Here is a 20,404-nt window from a genome sequence, read left to right as displayed (position 1 = left end):
GCAAGCAGGCCAACATTATACACAGCTACCGCCAGACTTCTGCGGTAACCATTTGCCGGTCACCGACGTGAGACTTAGAATAGCCGCGAACCCTGGGACAGATGCTATGGCACGTAAAAAAAGAGAACGACTTCAAGGCAAGCCCTTCTGGCACCCCCTCTTCTGGCCCAACTGGATCAGTACCGGGCTGCTCTGGTTACTAAACCGACTGCCCTATAGTGGCCAACTCGCGTTGGGCCGTCTGCTTGGATCCGCTCTCTACCACCTGGTCCCCGCGCGCCGCCACATCGTCGAGGTGAATACGCGGCTCTGCTTCCCCGAGATGAGCGAGAATGAGCAGAAGCACTTCGTACGCGACGTATTTATCAATAATGGCATCGGCGTGTTCGAGACCGCCATGGCCTGGTGGACACCGCGCAAACAGTTTCAGGGGCGTATCGAACTGAAAGGGCGCGAGCATCTGGATGCGGCCCTCTCCCAGGGCAAGGGCGTACTGCTGCTTGGCGCCCACTTCTCCACCCTGGACCTCGGTGGCCTGCTGTTCTCCGAATTCTACCCCGTGGACGCGATGTACAGACGGCACAATAACCCATTGATGGAGGAGATCATCAAGAAGGGGCGCAGCCGGTACTTCGGCCAGTCGATCGAACGGGCTGATATACGTTCAGTGATACGGGCGCTGCGCAAAAACCACATTATCTGGTACGCCCCGGACCAGGATTTCGGCCCCAAGCAATCGGTATTCGTCCCCTTTTTCGGCGTCTCTGCAGCTACAATAACCGCCACGGCCCGCCTCGCCAAACTCAACGGTTCCCCGGTTATGATGCTGGCTCAGCACCGTCTGCCCGACGGCAGCTATGAGCTGGAGCTCTACCCGCCGATCAGTGATTACCCCACCGGTGACGAAGAAAAAGACGCAGCCCTGGTCAACGCAGAGATAGAACGTGCCATTCGCAAGGATCCCAGCCAGTACATGTGGGTTCATCGGCGCTTTAAAACACAACCGGATGGGAAAAATCACCTGTATAGCCAGTAGCCATCAGAGTGGAAAAGCCCTAAGTTACACTTCCGTCAAGCTAACCCGCCACGGGAGCGGAAGGCTAATTCAAGAGCGGCCAGGTCTGAGGTTTGGGCAGGGTCATCAGGTTAGTGCCGTCAGGACAGGTAACAAATGTTCAAAAAATTCAGGGAAATTCGAAGAAAGAATCGTCAAAAAGCAGAGCGGGCACGACTGATGAAAGACCGCTCGCTGCTGCAGACAGTTTTTTTCCAGGATTGCGTGGTCAATCGCCGCAGCAGTGGTGTCAGAACGTCCTCGCCGGGCCCTGAAGTCATCGTCTCATTGACCACCTTCGACAAGCGAATCAATGACGTCTGCCTTACCGTTGAAAGCCTTTTTCAGCAAACGATGCAGGCCGATCGCGTCGTCTTATGCATCTGCGAAAAAGATTTCAGCTGGGACACCCTGCCTGAAAGCCTTATTGCTCAAACCCAGCGCGGTCTTGAAATCCTATTCTGCCCGGAAGACCTGGGACCCTATACCAAGTTCTTTTACACATTGAGCAAATACCCTGATGCCCTCTTGATCACTGTGGATGACGATATTTTGTATCCGATCGACATGATCGATCAACTGGTCAAAGCCTACAGGCGTGAGCCGGATGTCATACATTGTCACAGAGCCCATAAGATGCTCAGAGATGCGAATGGCAACCTCCTGTCGTATCGTAAATGGCCCAAAACCCAGCGCGGTGATAAGGCAGCTCTGGACCTGTTTCCCACAGGTGTAGGGGGCGTTTTGTATTTTCCCGGATGCTTTGACGATGAGATCCTTAATAAAGAGGCTTTCAAACGGCTTGCGCCGAAAGCAGATGACGTGTGGCTGAAAGCGATGAGTTTAAAGCGGGGCACCAAGTGTAAAGCCGTTGATGATTCCCGTGACTGGAAACTGCGCAACGTAGCAATTGAAGGATCACAGCAGTTCACTCTGAAAAGACAGAACAAACGGTCGGTAGGTGGAAATGATGACCAGATACGTCAGGTATTTTCGGAGTATCAGCTGGACGGCCTCTTTTAGCCTTTTGACTGCTGACACCGAACTAAACCATTACTGGCTCTAGGTGTAGGTGCAGACGGCTTCCCCGTTTCCCGGGGCAGCCGCAACCAAGTCTCGGCTCAGCGCACACTCTGAGGCCTTCAAGGCGCCGTTTTTTAAGAAGCCGAATCCTTAATCCGTTTGTATTCGAAGTAGTCCATACAGCGAAATATCGATATACCCAGCACTAACAGGTAGAACAACCGACTGCTTCTTAATACCACTTCTGTCAGCCCCCCGATTGCCAACGTGGTAACTATAATTATTACCGCGTACCTGTATTTTGTTTTCAATCCAATCAGAGCTGCAACAAGCAGAAAACACCAAGCCAGCACACCGATAACACCGTCTTTAGCGAAGGCGTCAAGATACTGATTATGGAAGTGGTTGTACTCCGTCAGTATGTTTGGATTATAGCCATTATCTTGAATAAACCCGCTGGACTCAGCAATAATTTTATCCTGATCATGGCCCACACCTAATACAGGATGTTTACTACCGAGATAAAGGGCCGTATCCCACATCATCAGTCTGAAGCCAATACTGGTATTAAAGTTCCCGCTTTCTATAAACTCGAATTCCCTGACAGTAGAATCTATATAGCGGTTTAGTACATTTGTTTGGCTGGCTAATGTGACAACCAGCAACGCGAAACAACCCACCGCCAGCGCCACTTTCTTCCAGGACAGATAATTCAAGACTTTTCGATTCAAACAAAGTAACAGAAGCAGAAACCCAGTTATAATAACCAGTCCACGGGTACCGGTGGTGAACGCACCCACAATGCCAATCATCCCGACAATGTAAAATGCATACCTTTCCTGTTTTTTTTCAGCAAACCAGGCAAAGAAACAGCTCAACACAGCCAGAGTAAATACCAGATAGCCGTACCGGATCGGATGGCTCAACGAGCCCGCTCTCTCCAGACCCAGGTAAAATTTTTCGTAAATTGCATAGCCTCCGGCAGCGAGGGTCGATAGTGCTATCGCATATCCGACCATATACACACTAAACCCATACTTCATCAAATAACCAAAGATCAGTATGGCAGCAATAGCTTTGGCTGGCGTCTCATAATCCTCTGAAGTCTCAACGCCTTCCATGAAAAGATGGACTATATGATAAGCACCAAAAACGGCCAGCGCCGCAATCCAAAGTTTTTGACCCTTCCATAAAGCCGGGAAATATCGGCATACAGGGACGATAAAAATGATAGCTAGCGCAGCCAGAAGCGAGGTCGCAGGGCTTGTATTGCCCACGATACTGTTTGAAAAATACCAGAAAACTAAAACGCTGTTTAAAAAAAACACAGCATTATAAAACCTATCCTTCCTTGATGGAGTTATAAAACTCATAACATTTCCAATAAACAATTATTATGATTTAGTAACTGTCGATACTCTTTTTAAAGCATCCTACAAAAACACCAGCCGATCTGGCTGACTTTAAGATGCATTCATTTCGTTTTAATCCTTTGAAAATAAAAAAATAGATTACTGCCATCAACATGTAAGCGGCCGCCTGAATTAGGGCCGAACTCATAACAGACCAACCACTTCTGCCATGCTGTCTTTTTCGCCAGGCGCCCGTCATCCCAGATCTGAACTTTCGTTTCACCAGCCATTTCAAGCTGCACCGACCAGGTGGAACCTCCTCATATACTACCGCTGTATTAGTTTGATATATACTAAGTCCTTGCGCATGCGCCTCGGTAAAAAAGATTGTATCGGTTCCGCCAGCAAGAGGCCTACTTTCGTCAAACCTTAAGCCCTGTTCAGTAACAAACTGCATAGGGATAGACACATTATCAGTTGCACAGGCAGTCAGTGCTTTACCTTCTGGACGTTTCTTCACCCTAAAGAGACCGGCAATACTCTCCGGAATGTCGTCAACCAATTGTGGAATAACAAGTCCATGTACTGCAGCCTGGTGGTTATATTTTTTACTCACTTCATATAGTGCAGCCAACCAGCCTTTTCCCGCGATCTCATCATCATCGATAAAGATCAAAAGGTCGGCACCTATCTCTTTTGAAACGTCCAGGGCTTTATTGCGGGCACAGGGAATACCTCGCCTTTCTTCCACAGAATAATTTATTTTTTTATCAGTAGTCCTATCCAGGCTTCGCACAACACTTTCCGCTGACCGGTTCAGGTCATTATCGATGACGGTTATGCAGAAGGTCACATTATCTGGGATCGTTTGAGAGAGCAGGCTTTCAATGCATCTTTGCAAAAGTTTTAAGCGACCATAGGTGCAAACACAAAGGTTCAATAACATTTAAAGCACCACTAAAACTTGTATAAAATTAAATTCCCAAGTGCATGGCAATAACGTGAATATGCACTTATGCTCTCATGAAAATTTGCTACAATCGTCTATTTAACAAGCCATAACGACCATGCAATCGAGCGAAGATCCGGGACGCAAAGTCCGAGTCATACAACTTTTGCCCGCACTTGATGCCGGCGGCGTCGAACGCGGCACCGTCGAATTCGCTCGAGAGCTGGTTAAACTGGGGCACGAGTCTATCGTCATCTCCAATGGCGGTCGACAGGTGGAAACCCTGGAAGCTGAAGGCTCCCGGCATATCTGTATGCCTATTCATCGTAAATCGCTGCGCTCCCTTGCTCTGGTTCGCCCCATGCGTCGTCTGCTGGCCGAGCTGAAACCCGATGTCATCCATGTTCGCTCCCGAGCGCCGGCCTGGATCACCTGGCTGGCCTGGCGCAAGCTACCTGTCGCTACCCGCCCCCGGCTGGTGAGCACCGTCCATGGCATGTACTCGGTCAACGCCTACAGCGCGATTATGACAAAGGCTGAACATATAATCGCCATCTCCGATTGCGTGCACGACTACATCACCTCGAATTACGGCATCGACCCCAAGCATATCACCCGTATCTACCGCGGATTGGACCCCTCTATTTTCAAGCAAAACAGCGATAACCCGGACTGGCGCAACAGGCTCTACCAGGCCTACCCGCAATTCAAGAATAAGCGCCTGCTTGTGATGCCGGGCCGGCTTTCACGCTGGAAAGGCCAGGAGGCGTTCCTGGACGTGATGCATCACCTTTGTGACCTGCGCCAGGACTGTCACGGGATCGTTGTCGGCGATGCCGAAGAAAACAAGCAGCACTATCTGCAGGAGCTACTGGACAAGCGTAAAGCGCTGGGACTGGATGACAAGGTCACCTTTGTCGGTCACCGCGCCGATATCCAGTCCTTCTATTCACTGGCGGATATCACCTGCCACCTGTCCAACAAGGCGGAGCCCTTCGGCCGCACAGTGCCTGAGGCACTGGCCTGTGGCTGTCCCGTCATCGCCTATGACCGCGGCGGTGCCGCCGAGTCACTGCACCAAGCCTTTCCCGACGGACTGGTCGAAGCAGACAACCCTGAGGCCTTCGCCCGGCGCGCCCACGAGCTGCTGGAAAGAGAAGCGATCGATATCCAGCTGCCGGAAGAGTTCTACCTGCGGCACCAGGTCGATGCCACTCTGGATGTCTACCGCCGCCTGCTGGACGCACCGCGCGGCGGATGACGAAAGCTGCACCTGGGTGCGGGGATCAGCTACACTTCGCGCTATTGACTCTTACCCCCGACTAGACGGATTCGCATGCGAGTACTCCATATTGCCTACCAGCAGCTCAAGCGCTACGGCCATACCCGGGTCAGCTGGGCTCAGAAGCTTACCTATGGCCTGATCAAGAATGATCACCTGGTACAAGGGTTCAGTGACCGTGACGTGGCCTCTTTTGAGGCACCGCTGGGCATCCGCGACCTGGGCGTCAAGAAAGCCAACAAGCGACTGCTGGAAACCGTGGAGTCATTCGAGCCGGATCTGGTGATCGCCGGCCATTGCGACATGATCCCCAACGAGACGCTGGCCGAGATCCGCAGGATGATGCCGGGCTGCGCCATCGCCCACTGCAATAACGACCCGCTGTTCGTCCCCTCCAACGTTGACCGGCTGAAGTACCGCGCCGAAGTGGCCGACGCGATCTTTGTATCGACCGGTCGCCGGGAACTGACTCAGTTTGAAGGCTCCCGGGCACGGGTGTATCACATGCCCAACCCGGTCGAGCCCTCGGTGGAGTGTTTCAACAACTCGGTCAAACCTGATGCTGAGCTGCCGATCGACCTGATCTTCTGCAGCAATAGCCAGAACTTCACCAAGCGCCTGGAGATGATCAGCCGCATGAAGGAGCAGCTCGACCCCATCATGCAGTTCAAGACGTTCGGCAGTTTTGGCGAGCCACCGGTCTGGGGGCGCGACTACGACCGCGCTCTGGAGCAGAGCAAGATGGGGCTCAACTTCAACCGCCAGGAAGGGGATTACTGGTACGCCTCGGCCCGCATGGCGCAACTGGGCGGCAACGGCATACTGCAGTTCACCCATTCGGCCAACCGGTTCGACGAACTGTTCCCGGCGGAGTCGATCGTCTATTTCGACGACGAAGCCACACTGATCGATCGTATCCGTGAATTCCACGGCGACGACGCCAAACGCCAGGACTGGGCCGCAAGAACCCGTGACTTCTTCCACACGGAGATCAACTCGACGCTCTACGCCCAATACATCGCCGAAGCGACCACGCTGACACCGTTCAGCCACGACTACGTCTGGGCCCGGGATATCAACCTGGACGGCACGCTGAAATGACGCTGTCGCTGAACACCGAGGACGCCTTTGCCCAGGGTGGCAACCGGCTCTGTTTTGAATACCCGGGGGATCCCCGGCGCTGTATCAAGGTGCGCCGACCAGACTTTACGCTGGCCGATCTGCGTCGCAAGAAAGGCTTTCCAAAAAGCCTCCTGCCGCTGAGTCATTTCGATGACAACCGCGAGGAGTACGCCGTCATCAGTGGCCTGGAACAGCGCAAGGGCGAGGCTGTTTTTAACGTGATCGGCCGCTGCTACGGCTTTGAAAACAGCAACCTGGGGCCAGGATTGGTGCTGGAGTTGGTGCGTGATGCCGATGGCCGCATCTCCCAAACGCTGAAGGCCCAGATCTGGTTTGACGGTTATACCGAAGACTGCAAAGCAGCGGTGGGCGCCTTTTGTCAGCAATGGCAGCAGCTGCAGGTGCCTTCGCGCGACCTGTTGCTGCATAACCTGCTGGTCCAGAAAGGCGCCGACGGAAAGATACAGCGCCTGGTCGCGATCGATGGCCTGGGCAGCCCCAACATTATACCCTTTCACTGGCTGCCCTTTTCCCTGCGCGAGGCCAAGGTGAAACGCAAGCTGGCCAACCTGCACCAGCGAATCGACGATCTGCTGGCGAAAAAACGCCAGGGCGATGACCCCGGCTTCCACGGTATGGCCACCGCCCACCGTTCCTAACACGAGACTGATGCAAAAAGGTTGAACACTATGACCGACACCCCCATTCGCACCGCACAGGTTCTGGCGGGCGCTGCCCAGGGCGGCGCCGAGAACTTTTTCGTGCGCCTGGTTACCGGCATGCACGAACACCCGGGTATGGAGGTCAAAGCCTTTATCCGCAACCACGCCCACCGGGTCGAAGCGCTGCGCCAGGGCGGCGTGGAAACCGAGGGATTCCGCTTCGGTTCCGCCATCGATATGCTCGACCGGCACCACTATCGCAAGGCGCTGAACGCCTTCGAACCCGAGGTGGTGATGACCTGGATGGGCCGTGCCAGTGCCTATACGCCCAACTCGCGCAGCTACACGCTGGTTAATCGCCTCGGTCACTACTACAAGCTGAAATACTACAGCCACTCGGACTACTGGGTCGGCATCAGCAAGGGGATCTGCAAGCACATGATCGACGGAGGCTTCCCGGCCGATCGCATCGTGCATATCCCCAACTTCGCCGATGAAACACCGGTAATACCGATTCCGCGCGATAGCTTCAACACCCCCGGGGATAAGCCGATCATCCTGTCCGCTGGCCGTCTGCATGAGAACAAGGCGTTCGATGTAGTGCTGCACAGCCTGACCGAGCTGCCTGACGTAACGCTCTGGCTGGCAGGCTCCGGCCCCGAGGAGGCAAACCTCAAGGCGCTGTGCAAACAGCTGGGACTGGAGTCGCGGGTCCGCTTCCTTGGCTGGCGTACCGATGTAACCACGCTGATGGCCAGCGTCGACCTGTTCGTCTGCCCGTCACGCCATGAAGGTCTGGGATCGATCGTGATGGAATCCTGGGCACACCGCTGCCCGATCGTCGCCACCAACTCCCAGGGTCCAGGCGAAGCGATCACCGACGGTCTCAGTGGACTGATCACGCCGGTGGATGATGCGCCGGCACTGACCAAAGCGATCAACCGGGTGCTGCAAAGCGATGATCTGCGCCAGCAACTGATAGAAGGTGCCAGCAGGGTCTACGCAGAAGGCTACAGCAAGGCCTACATCGTGCAGCGCTATGCCGACTTCTATCAGGAGATCCGCGGCAAGCGCGGTTAACCGGGCAACAGGCCGCGGGCCAGCAGCTCTTTTGCGCAGCGGCCCGCCTCATCGAGGGGCCCGGCATCCGGGCTCAGGGTCTCTCCCTGCCAGCGCGCCAGCGGCACAACTCGCTGTGCCTCCACCAGCAGATCCAGACCGGCCTGCAGGCGATTGGGCTTCAGTTGCGGCACCGGCAGAATACCCACTGCACAACCGGCACTGAGCGCCTCATACACCATGGATACGCTGTCTGCGGTGACCCAGCAGCACTCGGTCTGTGCCAGCTGCTCGGGCAGCCAGCCGGAAGGGGTTTGCGACGCGGGAATAAACTCCAGACCCGGGAGCCCGGCGAGCCTCGCTTCCGTCTCTGCCGGTGTGCGCCTGGAGCTGGTTACACGCCAGCTCCGACTATCCTGCGCCAGCACACGCTCAACGGCACTGATTAATGCCGCCTCATCCCAGCCGCTGTGTTTTGACGGGCCGCCGACCAGAATCATGCCGCTGCCCGCAACCTTCGCCCCCGGGCGCATTCGGTTCAGCGCGCCGCGCGTAGCGATCACATTACGCCGCGGTTTGGGTGCATCGTGCTCGGGGATGAGGCAGAGGTCGAACAGCGACAGCGGCAGACTGGGCTTCATCAGCACCACCGCGGGGGCCCGCCAGCAGCGCTTCAGCGCCAGCAGGGTCAAGTGCGTAGCATGCCCTGCCCCGATCACCAGATCCGCTTTTGCCGGTGCCTCAGGACCGCCAAACAGCAGTGCCTTGAGAGCTTGAGAACGTGACAACGGCGCCAGCGTCTCGATCTGCACAGCGGGATTGATCCGTGCTATCGCCTCTGCCAATCCCAGCGACTGGTTCAGATGTCCCGGTTTGCCATCGCTGACAATTACAATTCGCTTCAAGGCCTCTCCCGCTTATCCAAGGTCAACCGGTTCGAAGAGCAACCATGATAAACAAATCCCCCGGTGCTGGATAATCTGACTAAAAGCAGGATTTCACTGTTCAGCCAATTCCATTTTTCGCCTGAAAGCATACAATCTACACTCTTGCGCAAAAGCCCCGGTGCCCACTAGGCATTCGAAGGCGATTTCCTGTTTACCCGGTCTTTAGGATGGTTTGATATGTCGGCGTTCGGCTCTGTTTTCATGCCTGAAATGGCAATCTCCTGGTTTGATGGTTCGAGCTGGAGCGAAAGCCAGGTGGTGCCGAGCGAGAGCCTGCACCTGCACGCCGGTGCCCACGTCCTGCACTACTCCAGCACCTGCTTTGAGGGCCTCAAGGCGTTCCGCCATGAAGACGGGTCGATCAAAATTTTCCGTATGGACCGTAATATCGACCGCATCGCCCAGAGCTCCGAGCTGCTGGCTCTGCCGGAGGTCAACAAGGAACAGATCGCGCAGATGATCACCTCGATCGTTGCCCAGTTCGCGGCCGAAGTGCCGGAAGCGCCGGGATCCATGTATATCCGTCCGACCCATATCGGAACGGAACCGGCTATCGGCAAGGCGGCCGTGCCGACACTGGAATCCTGCTTCTACGTGCTGCTCTCACCGGTCGGTGACTACTTCTCCGGCGGTGACAGCGCCCTGCGCCTGCTGATCGATGACAAGAACATGCGCTGCCCGCCGCACATGGGTATGGTCAAGAGCGGAGGCAACTACGCCGGTGCGCTGCAGCCGACCATGAAGGCCCGCGCCGAGTTCCAGGCCGACCAGGTCCTGTTCTGCCCCGGCGGTGATGTACAGGAAACCGGCGCCGCCAACTTCCTGCTGATCGACGGCAACGAGATCATCACCAAGGCACTGGACAGCACCTTCCTGCACGGTGTCACCCGCGACTCCATCCTGACCCTGGCGCGCGATATGGGGATGACCGTCTCCGAACGCCAGCTCAGCGTTGATGAGCTGCTCGAGCGCGCCGCCAAACCCGGTTGCGAAGCCGCCCTGTCCGGCACGGCAGCGGTACTGACCTCAGTGGGCACGCTGATCTACAACGGCAAGGAGCACAGCGTCGGTAATGGCGGTATCGGTGAGACCACCGTGAAACTGCGCCGCGCCCTCAACGATATCCAGTGGGGCCGCAGCGAAGACAAGTTCGGCTGGCTGCTCGATATCTAAACGCGGCGCACACAACCCAGATACAGAAAGACCGGGCCAACGCCCGGTCTTTTCGTTTCATACCCGCCCCGTTCAGGACTCCATCAGCTGCGCCCAGTAGTCGCTGATACGTTCGCGGTACTCGCCCAGCTGATCGCCGCTGACCACCGTCGGCTGGTTCTGCATCGTCTGGCGGTGACCGAAGGCGCGATACGCCTTGTAGATTTCGCGCAGCTCCTCCGCCTGCTCGGGTGGCAGCAGCCCCGCTTCCTCGATCGACTCCAGCATGCGGATATTATCGCTCCAGCGCAGCAGCTCCGGATGCTCATGAGCGTTGGCCAGCACCAGGTACTGCACCATGAACTCGATATCGACGATACCGCCCCGATCCTGTTTCAGGTTGAACTCCTGCCCTTCGCGCGATGCCGAGGTGCCCAGCTGCTGACGCATTTTCTCGCGCATCTCGCGGACTTCGGTCTTGAGTGCCTCAGGATCGCGCTGTCGACCCAGCACATCTGCCCGCACTTTATCGAACGCTTGCGCCACCCGTTCGCTACCGCTGACCACGCGGGCCCGCACCAGCGCCTGGTGTTCCCAGGTCCAGGCGTCGTTCTGCTGGTATTGCTCGAATGCCCTCAACGAGGTCACCAGCAGGCCGGAATTGCCCGAGGGACGCAGACGCATGTCCACCTCATACAGCTGACCGGACGGCGTCAGGGTACCGAGGATATGGATGATGCGCTGACCCAGGCGGGTAAAGAACACCGGGTTGGCCAGCTCCCGCTTGCCACCCTGGGTCATCAGATTGGCATCCGCCTCGTTGATAAACACCAGGTCCAGGTCAGAGCCGTAAGAGAGCTCAATACCACCGAGCTTGCCGTAACCAACAATGATGAAGTCCGGATCACAGGGCTCACCCGGGCTCTTCTGGGGCACACCATACTTGGCGGTCATATCGCGCCAGGCGATCTCCAGCACCGCATCGAGCACCACCTCGGCCAGCCAGGTCAGGTAATCACTGACCTTCATCAGCGGCAGTGCACCGGTAATATCGGATGCCGCCACGCGCAGCATATGGGAGTGCTTAAAGTAGCGCAGCGCCTCCATCAGCTGCTCGGTATCGTCCTCCGGGATACGTACCAGCACCTGACGCAGCTCGTCATTCAGTTTCGCCTTGTCCGGTGGCGCAAACAGGGTGCGGGGATCGATTAGCTCATCGAGCAGACCGGGATGATGAGAGAGCTGATCGGCAAACCAGAAGCTGGCAGAACAGAGTCGCACCAGCTGCTGCAGCGCCCCCGGGTTCTCGTTGAGCAGCACCAGGTAGGCGGAGCGACGCAACACCGCCTGAATCAGCAGCAGCACACGCTCAAGAGTCAGCTCCGGGTTGTCAGTAGCGCCCACCGCCTGCAGGAGTTTGGGCAGCACCGCCTGGAGACGCTCCTGACCTACCTGCTGTAGCATTTTCACGGTCCTTTGCTGCTTCAGGTTACGCAGCTGCTGCAGCGCCGCTGCCGGCTCGGAAAAGCCCAGCTGACGCAGGTAGTTCTCGGCCGGCTCGCTTTCGAGCTCCGCATCCCAGAGAGCATGCCAGTGATCGGCGTTGCGGTCGGTCTCCTCCGACGCCTGTTCCGATTCGGCGGGGGCGATCACCTCCGCGAAGTGGGCGGAGACGCGGCGCCGGTAACCATCCAGGCGTTCGCTGAACGCTGCCCAGTCAAGCTCACCCATTACAAACGCCAGTCGCGCCTGGCCCTGCTCGTCCCGGGGCAGCTCCTGCGTCTGTCGGTCTGCCAGTGCCTGCAGCGCGTGTTCGGTATCGCGCAGGTAGCGGTAAGCCTCCAACAACTCGTCGACCACCTGCTTCGGCATGCCGACACATTCCGGCAGCAACGGCAGAATCCGGTTCAACTCACGCTGCTGCAGCCGCTTGTCCCGCCCACCACGGATCAGCTGGAACGCCTGGGCAATAAACTCCACCTCACGGATCCCGCCGGCTCCCAGCTTCACGTTCTGGTCCCGGTTTTTGAGCTTAACCTCCCGGTTAATCAGCGCCTTCATCTCGCGTAGCGACTCAAACGCGCTGAAGTCGATGTACTTGCGGTAAACAAAGGGTCTCAACAAACCGAACAGTATCGCGCCCTGGGCCTGATCGCCGGCGACCACGCGGGCCTTGACCATGGCGTAGCGCTCCCATTCACGCCCCTGGTCCTGGTAGTAGGTTTCCATCGCGTCGAAACTGCAGGCCAGCGGCCCCACGCTGCCAAACGGGCGCAGGCGCATATCGACACGGAACACGAAACCATCCGCCGTGGTGTTATCCAGCGACTGGATCAGCTTTTTGCCCAACCGGGTGAAGAACTCCTGGTTACTCAGGTTCTTGTCCGGCTTATCGGTCTCACCGTTTTCCGGGAAGGCAAAGATCAGGTCGATATCGGAGGACAGGTTCAGTTCATGGGCGCCCAGTTTGCCCATACCGAGCACCACCATCTGCTGCTCTACCAGCTCGCCAGACGCGTCGCGTCCCATGGGACGTCCCCAGCGCTTCACCGCCTGCTGATGCAGCCATGCAAGGCTCTGATCGATCAGCGTGTCCGCCATATCAGTCAGGGTGCCGGTGGTTTCCTCCAGGTCCGCCAGACGGTTCAGATCCCGCCAGATGATACGCACCATCTCGCGACGGCGAATCAGGCGTAGCTGCCTGTGCAGCTCGGTGTCGTTCTCACAGCCGGCGAGTGCAGCCGCAGCCCGGTCACGCAGCTCTCCCGGCGCATAACGGCGCCAGAGGTCGCCAGTCTCGTGCAGCTGCGCCAACAGTTCCGGCTGCCGCTGCAGCTGTTCACAGACATAGTCACTGCCGATCAGAATCCTCGGCAACCCCTCCAGCAGTGATTCGGGTATCTCACCGACCTGCGCCAGCGCAGCCTCAATGCGCTGAAGGTTCGCCTCCAGCAAACCGTGCAGATGCGCGGGTACTCCGGCTTTTAGTCGCTCCAACATCCTGCTGTTCTCCTCAGATTTACGCTGCCCTTACTGTAAACCAGAAAAGCCTGGTGCGAACAGACGCACCATAAACGTGCTTTTCTAAGCACTCTACGGGTGCATGCCTCACCCCGGGCAGCCTCGGCCCTACCGCGTTCTGCGACCAAATCGCGGCTTTATAATAGGCCACTCCCTGGCGACCTAACTCCATGCTTTTGCTGGCATAAGTGTCGATTGACGACTACACATACAGAGACTGTTACACCCATGAAACACAAACCTGTTCCCGGTTCGCTGGGCCGGGCCTTGAGCGCTCGCCTTGGCATCAAACCCTTGGAACAGGAATTGCTAACTGAATGGTCAAGCTTTTAGACACAGAAAAAAGCCTTATCCATTTCTCGCTGTAAAAGATACGTCACCAGAGAGGACTCTACATGTTGAAGAAAGCGCTTATTACGACCGCAACACTTTCCCTGGCCGTTGCCGCCACCGGCGTTCAGGCAGCCGGTACACTCGATGCGGTTAAGGAGCGAGGCTATGTACAGTGCGGAGTAACGTCAGGCGTACCTGGCTTCTCCGTTCCGGACGAGCAGGGTAACTGGGTCGGTCTCGACGTCGATGTCTGCCGCGCGGTTGCCGCCGCATCACTCGGCGATGCCAGCAAAGTTAAGTACACACCGCTCAACGCCAAGGAGCGCTTTACCGCCCTGGCATCCGGTGAGATCGACATGCTGTCCCGCGTTACCACCTGGACCCTGACCCGTGACACCCAGCTGGGCATCAACTTTGCCGGCGTGAACTACTACGACGGCCAGGGCTTCATGGTGAAGAAGGATCTCGGCCTCACCAGCGTCAAGGAGCTGGATGGCGCCACCATCTGTGTCCAGTCCGGTACCACCACCGAGCTGAACATGGCGGACTATTTCCGTACCCACGGTCTGGAACACACCCCGGTAGTGTTCGACACCAACGAGCAGGCAGCCACTGCCTTCGATACCGGCCGTTGTGATGCATTCACCACCGACCTGTCCCAGGCATACGGCCTGCGTACCCGCATGACCGACCCGTCCTCCGTGGTGGCACTGCCGGAAGTGATCTCCAAAGAGCCGCTCGGCCCGTCCGTGCGCCAGGGTGATGACCAGTGGTTCAACATCGTTAAATGGTCCCTGAACGCCATGATCAACGCCGAGGAACTGGGTGTTACCTCTGCCAACGTGGACGAGATGAAGGAATCCAGCACCAATCCGAGCATCAAGCGTCTGCTCGGCGGTGAGTCCGGCCTGGCTGAAGGCATGGGCATCAGCGATGACTGGGGATACCAGATCATCAAGCAGGTGGGTAACTACGGTGAATCCTTCGCCCGTAATGTGGGTGAAGACTCTCCGCAGAATATCGCCCGTGGTATCAACAACCTGTGGAACAACGGCGGCATCATGTATGCCTCGCCGATCCGCTAAGCATCCGTTAGTCACATAAGGCCGCCTTCGGGCGGCCTTATGCATCCGATTAGGCCCGGTAACAGGGCAAGCCCTTAAAGGGCATGGAGAGGCAAACAGATGGCATCGGACACTAACCGAAACAACAGCTCCCCTCCTTCCGAGACGGAGCACGAAATCAAGTTCTGGAACGATCCTGCCAAGCGCGCCCTGCTGTTTCAGGTGCTGCTGGTACTGGTGCTGGGCGGCTTCGTCTGGTTTATCGTTTCGAACACCCTCAGCAACCTGGAGCAGCGCGGTATCACCACCGGTTTCGACTTCCTGTCCCAGGAAGCCGGGTTCGGTATTCCACTGTCACTGGTGGAGTACACCGAAGCCTCCAGTTACGGTCGCACCTTCGTTGTCGGCCTGCTTAATACCGTACTGGTCTCGGTGCTGGGCATCATTGCAGCGACCATCCTCGGCTTTATCCTGGGTGTGGCGCGCCTGTCGGACAACTGGCTGATCTCCAGGCTGTCCGCGCTGTATATCGAGATCTTCCGTAATATCCCGCTGCTGCTGCAGATCTTTTTCTGGTACTTCGCGGTGCTGCGCGCCCTGCCCTCGCCGCGTCAGAGTATCGAATTTCTCGGCAGCTACCTGAATATCCGCGGCCTGTCGATGCCGGCGCCAGTGGCAGAACCCGGCTTCGACCTGGTCTGGATCGCCCTGGCCGTAGCGATCGTGGCCACCTGGCTGATGCGAAAATGGGCGCATAAGCGTCAGGACGCCACCGGCAAGATCTTCCCGGTAGGCTGGGCCTCACTCGGCCTGATTATCGGTCTGCCTCTGCTGGTATTCCTGATCAGTGGCGCACCGATGAGCCTGGATTACCCGGAGCTGAAAGGCTTCAACTTCCGTGGCGGCATGACCATCATCCCCGAGTTTGTCGCCCTCTGGCTGGCACTGACCATCTACACCGCGGCGTTTATCGCCGAGACGGTGCGTGGCGGTATTCTCTCGGTGCCGCACGGACAGCTGGAAGCGGCATCTGCGCTGGGCCTGCCGAAAACCCGTACCCTGCGCCTGATCGTAATCCCGCAGGCGATGCGCGTGATCATTCCACCGCTAACCAACCAGTATCTGAACCTGACCAAGAACTCGTCGCTGGCGACTGCGATCGGCTACCCGGATCTGGTGTCCGTCTTCGCCGGCACAACGCTGAACCAGACCGGTCAGGCGATCGAGGTGATCTCCATGACCATGGCGGTCTACCTGTCGTTGAGCGTGCTCACGTCGCTGTTCATGAACTGGTACAACAAGCGCAAATCGCTGATCGAGCGCTAGGAGGCAAGGTATGAAATACGAACTTCAACCCACGCTGCCGCCTCCCGCCAACACCATCGGTGTGATCGGCTGGGCGCGCAAGCACCTGTTCAACGGGCCACTGAACTCAGTCGCCACAATCCTGCTGGCCTGGCTAGCCTTTACCCTGCTGACGCCGGTGATCGACTGGGCGTTGTTCAGCGCTAACTGGACCGGTACCACCCGAGACGCCTGCACCGATGGCGGCGCCTGCTGGGTGTTTATCGGCCAGCGTATCGACCAGTTCCTGTACGGGTTTTATCCCCGCGAGGAAACCTGGCGCCTGAACCTGTCGTTCTTCCTGATGCTGGCCCTGATCCTCTGGCTGGCGATTCCTAAGCTCCCCGCCAAGGGGATTGCTGCCGTGCTGACGCTGGTGGTGTTCCCGGTGGTGGCGTTCTTCCTGCTCACCGGCGGTATCTTCGGCCTGGAAGCGGTCGATACCCATCAGTGGGGCGGCCTGAGCCTGACACTGGTACTGGCCGTGGTCGGCATGGTGGCCTCGCTGCCGCTGGGTGTACTCCTGGCCCTGGGGCGGCGCTCCGAGATGCCGATCGTGAAATCCCTGTCGGTGGTTTATATCGAGGTGTGGCGCGGCGTACCGCTGATCACCGTGCTGTTCATGGCCTCGGTGATGCTGCCGCTGTTCTTCCCGGAAGGGATGAACTTCGACAAGCTGCTGCGTGCCCTGATCGGTATCACCCTGTTCCAGACCGCCTACATGGCGGAAGTGGTGCGCGGTGGGCTGCAGGCGATTCCGAAAGGCCAATACGAAGCGGCCGATGCCCTGGGCCTCGGCTACTGGCAGAAGATGATCCTGATTATCCTGCCGCAGGCGCTGAAGATGATGATCCCTGGCGTGGTAAACACCTTTATCGCGCTGTTCAAGGACACCAGTCTGGTGCTGATCATCGGTCTGTTTGACCTGCTGGCGATCGTCCAGGCAGCCACCAACGATCCCAAGTGGATCGGTTATGCCACCGAAGGCTATGTCTTCGTCGCGCTGGTGTTCTGGATCTTCTGCTTCAGCATGTCACGCTACAGCCAGTACCTTGAAAAGCGGCTACAAACCGGCCATGGCAACCGGGCCTGAACACGGAGAAAGAGACAATGACAGACGCGGCAAGCAATACCGGTGAGCAGCTGATGATCGAGCTGCGCGACATGAACAAGTGGTACGGCGAGTTCCATGTTCTGAAGAACATCAACCTGAAGGTGAAAAAGGGCGAGCGTATCGTCATCTGCGGGCCTTCCGGCTCTGGCAAGTCAACGATGATCCGCTGCATCAACCGCCTGGAAGAGCACCAGCGCGGCGATATCATCGTTAACGGCGTCCCCCTGACCCAGGATATCAAGAACATCGAAACGATCCGCAAGGACGTGGGCATGGTGTTCCAGCACTTTAACCTGTTCCCGCACCTGACCGTGCTGGAGAACTGCGTGCTGGCCCCGATCTGGGTGAAGAAGATTCCGCGCAAGGAAGCCGAAGCCACGGCGATGAAGTACCTGGAGCGCGTGAAAATTCCGGAGCAGGCGAAAAAGTACCCCGGCCAGCTATCCGGCGGTCAGCAGCAGCGTGTGGCGATCGCCCGTTCCCTGTGTATGAACCCGGACGTGATGCTGTTCGACGAGCCGACCTCGGCGCTGGACCCGGAGATGATCAAGGAGGTGCTCGATGTCATGATCGAGCTGGCCAAGGAGGGGATGACCATGCTCTGCGTAACCCACGAGATGGGCTTCGCGAAAACCGTCGCGGACCGAGTCATCTTTATGGATGGCGGACAGATTATTGAGGAAAACGCACCGCACGAGTTCTTCAACAACCCGCAGCATGAACGTACCCAGCTGTTCCTGAGCCAGATCCTGAACCACTGATCCGGCAGAAGACCTGGCTACCAAGGGTGGCGCTTTAACGGGCGTCGCCCTTTTTTGTCAGCATTGGTAAGAAAAGCGAAATACAGAAACCTGTCTGGCTGAGTTAGTATCTCCTCCCCGCCAGAGTCCGGACCATGGAAACCCGATGAAAAGACGTCAATTTCTTCAGGGCGCACTGGGCCTGTGCTGCGCCCCGCTCTCAGGTTCACTCTTTGCGCAGATCACTGAAGCCCTGCCCAAAACCGACACTTTGCCGGTGGTCTTTCTCGGCCACGGAACACCGATGAACGCCATCGAGGACAACCCCTACAGCCGCGCCTGGCAGGCGATGGGACAGGAGCTTCCCAGACCCGCGGCGATCCTCTGTATCTCGGCCCACTGGCTCAGCCGCGGCAGCTTTGTCGGCGCAGTGCGAACGCCCGAAACCATTCACGACTTTGGCGGCTTCCCCCAGGCCCTGTTTGACGTGCAGTACCCGGCGCCAGGCTCACCGGAAGGCGCCGAGCTGGTACAGACGCTCACCCGGCAGGAGTCGGGAAAAGATCGGGTAAAACTGGATCACGAAAGAGGTCTGGATCACGGCACCTGGTCGGTGCTCAGACAGATGTACCCGGACGCCGATATTCCGGTGTTTCAGCTCAGTATCGATTACCACCGGCCGATGGCCTATCACTACGAACTGGCGCAGCAGCTGTCGGCCCTGCGCGAGCGCGGTGTGCTGATTATCGGCAGTGGCAATATCGTCCATAACCTGCGTGCGGTGCAGGCGGTTGAGGGCGGCTATGACTGGGCGGTCGCTTTTGATGAGCAGATCAAGCAGAAGCTTGTGGACGGCGATCATCAGAGCATTCTTAACTACCAGTGGTACGGCAAGGCGGCTGAGCTGTCGGTGCCTACCCCGGATCACTACATCCCGATGCTCTACAGTATCGGTCTGCAGCGTAGCAGCGACGAGCTTAGCTTCTATAACGAATCGCTGACCCGCGGCGCCATATCGATGCGCTCCTTTGTGCTTTCGCCCGGCTGATCACCGGGCGGCTCTCTCTTCAAGAGCCTCGAAAGCCTCTGCTCGAAAATCTCAGCTCGCCTGTTTCTCGCCGCAGAGCGGCTGACGCATCTGCATCGCCACCTCTGCAGCAGAGAGTTTCTTAGCCAGCAGCCAGTGCAGCTTGGCAAATGCCGCTTCCAGCGTCAGATCTGCGCCAGATATCACACCGATACGTGAAAGCGCCGCCCCGGTAGCATAGGTATCACCGGCCACAGCGCCCCGGCTGCACTGGGTCAGGTTCACAACTGTCGTGCCCTGGGCAATGGCCGATTCCAGAGTTTCCATCAGCGCTGCATCCGAGGTCGGTGCATTACCCACACCGTAGCTCTGCAGAATCACGCCGCCTAAGCCCGGCTGACTCAGCACCGCCTGAATCAGCGTTGCGCTGATACCGGGGAAGAGCCGGATCACCGCCACAGCCGCAGGATCAAACTCGGGAGAGCTGAACGACGGTTTTCCGGGCGCCAGCATCAGGTCAGTGCGCAGCGAAATAGCGATACCCACTTCGCCCAGTGGCGCCAGATTCGGCGACTCAAAGGCGCTCAGCGCGCTGGCATCCATCTTGACGCTCCGGTTGCCACGCAACAGGCGACCGTTGAAGTAGATGCAGACCTCGTTGATCTCGGGCCGCACCGCCAGCTCCAGCGCACCGAGCAGGTTGCTGTCGGCGTCACTTCTGCGCTCGGCCAGGGGAATCTGCGAGCCGGTCAGGATCACCGGCTTGGCCAGCCCCTGCAGCATGAATGAGAGTGCAGAAGCGGTATAGGCCAGGGTATCGGTCCCGTGGAGGACGATAAAACCGGCGTAATCCCCGTAGCGCTCGATAACCGGTGCGGCGATGCTGTTCCACTGGCGGGGAGAGAGCTCCGCACTGTCGATCAGCGGGTCCAGCTCAAGCAGATCGAACGCCGGCAGTGTATCCAGCCGCTCGGCCAGGCGCTGCCTGAGCAACTGCTCAAAACCCGCAGCGGGAGCCAGCCCCTGTTCCGTGGGCAACATACCGATGGTGCCACCAGTATGGATAATCAACACCCTGTCAGTCTGCACGCTGCGACTCCTTGTTGCGACTGGTTAGTTACGACTGATTAGCTGCGACTCGTTAGTTACGACTGGTTAC

At 57.7% G+C, this 20,404-nt stretch carries 17 protein-coding genes; 12 read left to right on the top strand and 5 right to left on the bottom strand.

The genetic code is table 11. From position 1 onward, the window contains the following. The first annotated feature begins 106 nt into the window (after window positions 1–106). Both lpxL and ACQUQP_RS02445 read left to right on the top strand, forming a co-directional pair. Window positions 107–1,036 (top strand): LpxL/LpxP family Kdo(2)-lipid IV(A) lauroyl/palmitoleoyl acyltransferase, encoded by a 930-nt coding sequence (gene lpxL / locus ACQUQP_RS02450; RefSeq protein ID WP_432697228.1) that lies wholly within the window; start codon window positions 107–109, stop codon window positions 1,034–1,036. A gap of 135 nt (window positions 1,037–1,171) precedes the next feature. Beyond that, complete coding sequence (locus ACQUQP_RS02445) at window positions 1,172–2,077, top strand: hypothetical protein (protein ID WP_432697227.1); 906 nt, start codon at window positions 1,172–1,174, stop codon at window positions 2,075–2,077. A gap of 134 nt (window positions 2,078–2,211) precedes the next feature. On the opposite strand, the gene ACQUQP_RS02440 is transcribed toward ACQUQP_RS02445, so the two are convergent. Continuing rightward, entirely contained in the window at window positions 2,212–3,450 is a 1,239-nt protein-coding gene (locus ACQUQP_RS02440) for an O-antigen ligase family protein (RefSeq protein ID WP_432697226.1), read from the bottom strand. Window positions 3,451–3,478: 28 nt separating this feature from the next. Next, entirely contained in the window at window positions 3,479–4,375 is an 897-nt protein-coding gene (locus ACQUQP_RS02435; protein ID WP_432697225.1) for a glycosyltransferase family 2 protein, read from the bottom strand. A 169-nt stretch (window positions 4,376–4,544) separates the two neighbouring features. On the opposite strand from ACQUQP_RS02435, the gene ACQUQP_RS02430 reads away from it, so the two are divergent. From ACQUQP_RS02430 to ACQUQP_RS02415, 4 genes are all read left to right on the top strand, one after another. Then, complete coding sequence (locus tag ACQUQP_RS02430; protein WP_432697224.1) at window positions 4,545–5,639, top strand: glycosyltransferase family 4 protein; 1,095 nt, start codon at window positions 4,545–4,547, stop codon at window positions 5,637–5,639. Window positions 5,640–5,714: 75 nt separating this feature from the next. Next, window positions 5,715–6,761 carry a glycosyltransferase family protein gene (locus ACQUQP_RS02425; RefSeq protein WP_432697223.1) on the top strand — a complete coding sequence of 349 codons (1,047 nt, stop codon included), beginning with the start codon at window positions 5,715–5,717 and terminating at the stop codon, window positions 6,759–6,761. Then, window positions 6,758–7,441: a YrbL family protein gene (locus ACQUQP_RS02420; protein WP_432697222.1), complete on the top strand. Its 684-nt coding sequence runs from the start codon at window positions 6,758–6,760 to the stop codon at window positions 7,439–7,441. The genes ACQUQP_RS02425 and ACQUQP_RS02420 overlap by 4 nt, the downstream gene beginning before the upstream one ends. A 30-nt stretch (window positions 7,442–7,471) precedes the next feature. Then, the gene (locus ACQUQP_RS02415; protein WP_432697221.1) at window positions 7,472–8,524 is read left to right on the top strand and encodes a glycosyltransferase; all 1,053 of its coding nucleotides are present in this window, start codon (window positions 7,472–7,474) and stop codon (window positions 8,522–8,524) included. Here the strand turns inward: ACQUQP_RS02415 and ACQUQP_RS02410 are convergent. Next, a complete protein-coding gene (locus ACQUQP_RS02410) occupies window positions 8,521–9,408 on the bottom strand; it encodes a mitochondrial fission ELM1 family protein (RefSeq protein WP_432697220.1) in 888 nt (295 codons plus the stop codon). The two genes, ACQUQP_RS02415 and ACQUQP_RS02410, sit on opposite strands and share 4 nt — an antisense overlap. Before the next feature lie 219 nt (window positions 9,409–9,627). Here ACQUQP_RS02410 and ACQUQP_RS02405 point away from each other — a divergent pair, with 219 nt between their 5' ends. Then, complete coding sequence (locus ACQUQP_RS02405) at window positions 9,628–10,623, top strand: branched-chain amino acid aminotransferase (protein ID WP_432697219.1); 996 nt, start codon at window positions 9,628–9,630, stop codon at window positions 10,621–10,623. 72 nt (window positions 10,624–10,695) lie between these two features. Here the strand turns inward: ACQUQP_RS02405 and glnE are convergent, their stop codons facing one another. Beyond that, on the bottom strand, window positions 10,696–13,602 hold the full coding sequence (gene glnE, locus ACQUQP_RS02400) for a bifunctional [glutamate--ammonia ligase]-adenylyl-L-tyrosine phosphorylase/[glutamate--ammonia-ligase] adenylyltransferase (protein ID WP_432697218.1): 2,907 nt from the start codon (window positions 13,600–13,602) through the stop codon (window positions 10,696–10,698). 416 nt (window positions 13,603–14,018) lie between these two features. Between glnE and ACQUQP_RS02395 the strand changes: the two genes are divergently transcribed. The 5 genes from ACQUQP_RS02395 (at window position 14,019) to ygiD (ending at window position 19,266) form a co-directional block, all read left to right on the top strand. Further along, the gene (locus tag ACQUQP_RS02395) at window positions 14,019–15,041 is read left to right on the top strand and encodes an amino acid ABC transporter substrate-binding protein (protein WP_432697217.1); all 1,023 of its coding nucleotides are present in this window, start codon (window positions 14,019–14,021) and stop codon (window positions 15,039–15,041) included. A gap of 99 nt (window positions 15,042–15,140) precedes the next feature. Further along, window positions 15,141–16,346 carry an amino acid ABC transporter permease gene (locus ACQUQP_RS02390; protein WP_432697216.1) on the top strand — a complete coding sequence of 402 codons (1,206 nt, stop codon included), beginning with the start codon at window positions 15,141–15,143 and terminating at the stop codon, window positions 16,344–16,346. Window positions 16,347–16,356: 10 nt separating this feature from the next. Beyond that, complete coding sequence (locus ACQUQP_RS02385) at window positions 16,357–17,457, top strand: amino acid ABC transporter permease (RefSeq protein ID WP_432697215.1); 1,101 nt, start codon at window positions 16,357–16,359, stop codon at window positions 17,455–17,457. A 53-nt stretch (window positions 17,458–17,510) separates the two neighbouring features. Then, window positions 17,511–18,239, top strand: coding sequence for an amino acid ABC transporter ATP-binding protein (locus ACQUQP_RS02380; protein ID WP_432698662.1), 729 nt, complete (start codon window positions 17,511–17,513; stop codon window positions 18,237–18,239). Between the two features lie 145 nt (window positions 18,240–18,384). Next, window positions 18,385–19,266, top strand: a complete 882-nt coding sequence (gene ygiD, locus ACQUQP_RS02375; protein WP_432697214.1) for a 4,5-DOPA dioxygenase extradiol — start codon at window positions 18,385–18,387, stop codon at window positions 19,264–19,266. A 51-nt stretch (window positions 19,267–19,317) separates the two neighbouring features. Here the strand turns inward: ygiD and ACQUQP_RS02370 are convergent, their stop codons facing one another. Next, window positions 19,318–20,334: a type I asparaginase gene (locus ACQUQP_RS02370; protein WP_432697213.1), complete on the bottom strand. Its 1,017-nt coding sequence runs from the start codon at window positions 20,332–20,334 to the stop codon at window positions 19,318–19,320. Window positions 20,335–20,404 lie beyond the last annotated feature (70 nt).

The sequence above is a fragment of the Marinobacterium sp. YM272 genome (assembly GCF_050908845.1).
GTDB lineage: Bacteria > Pseudomonadota > Gammaproteobacteria > Pseudomonadales > Balneatricaceae > Marinobacterium_D.
Note: the sequence above shows the minus strand (reverse complement) of the source record. Positions and strands in the feature narration are given on the sequence as shown.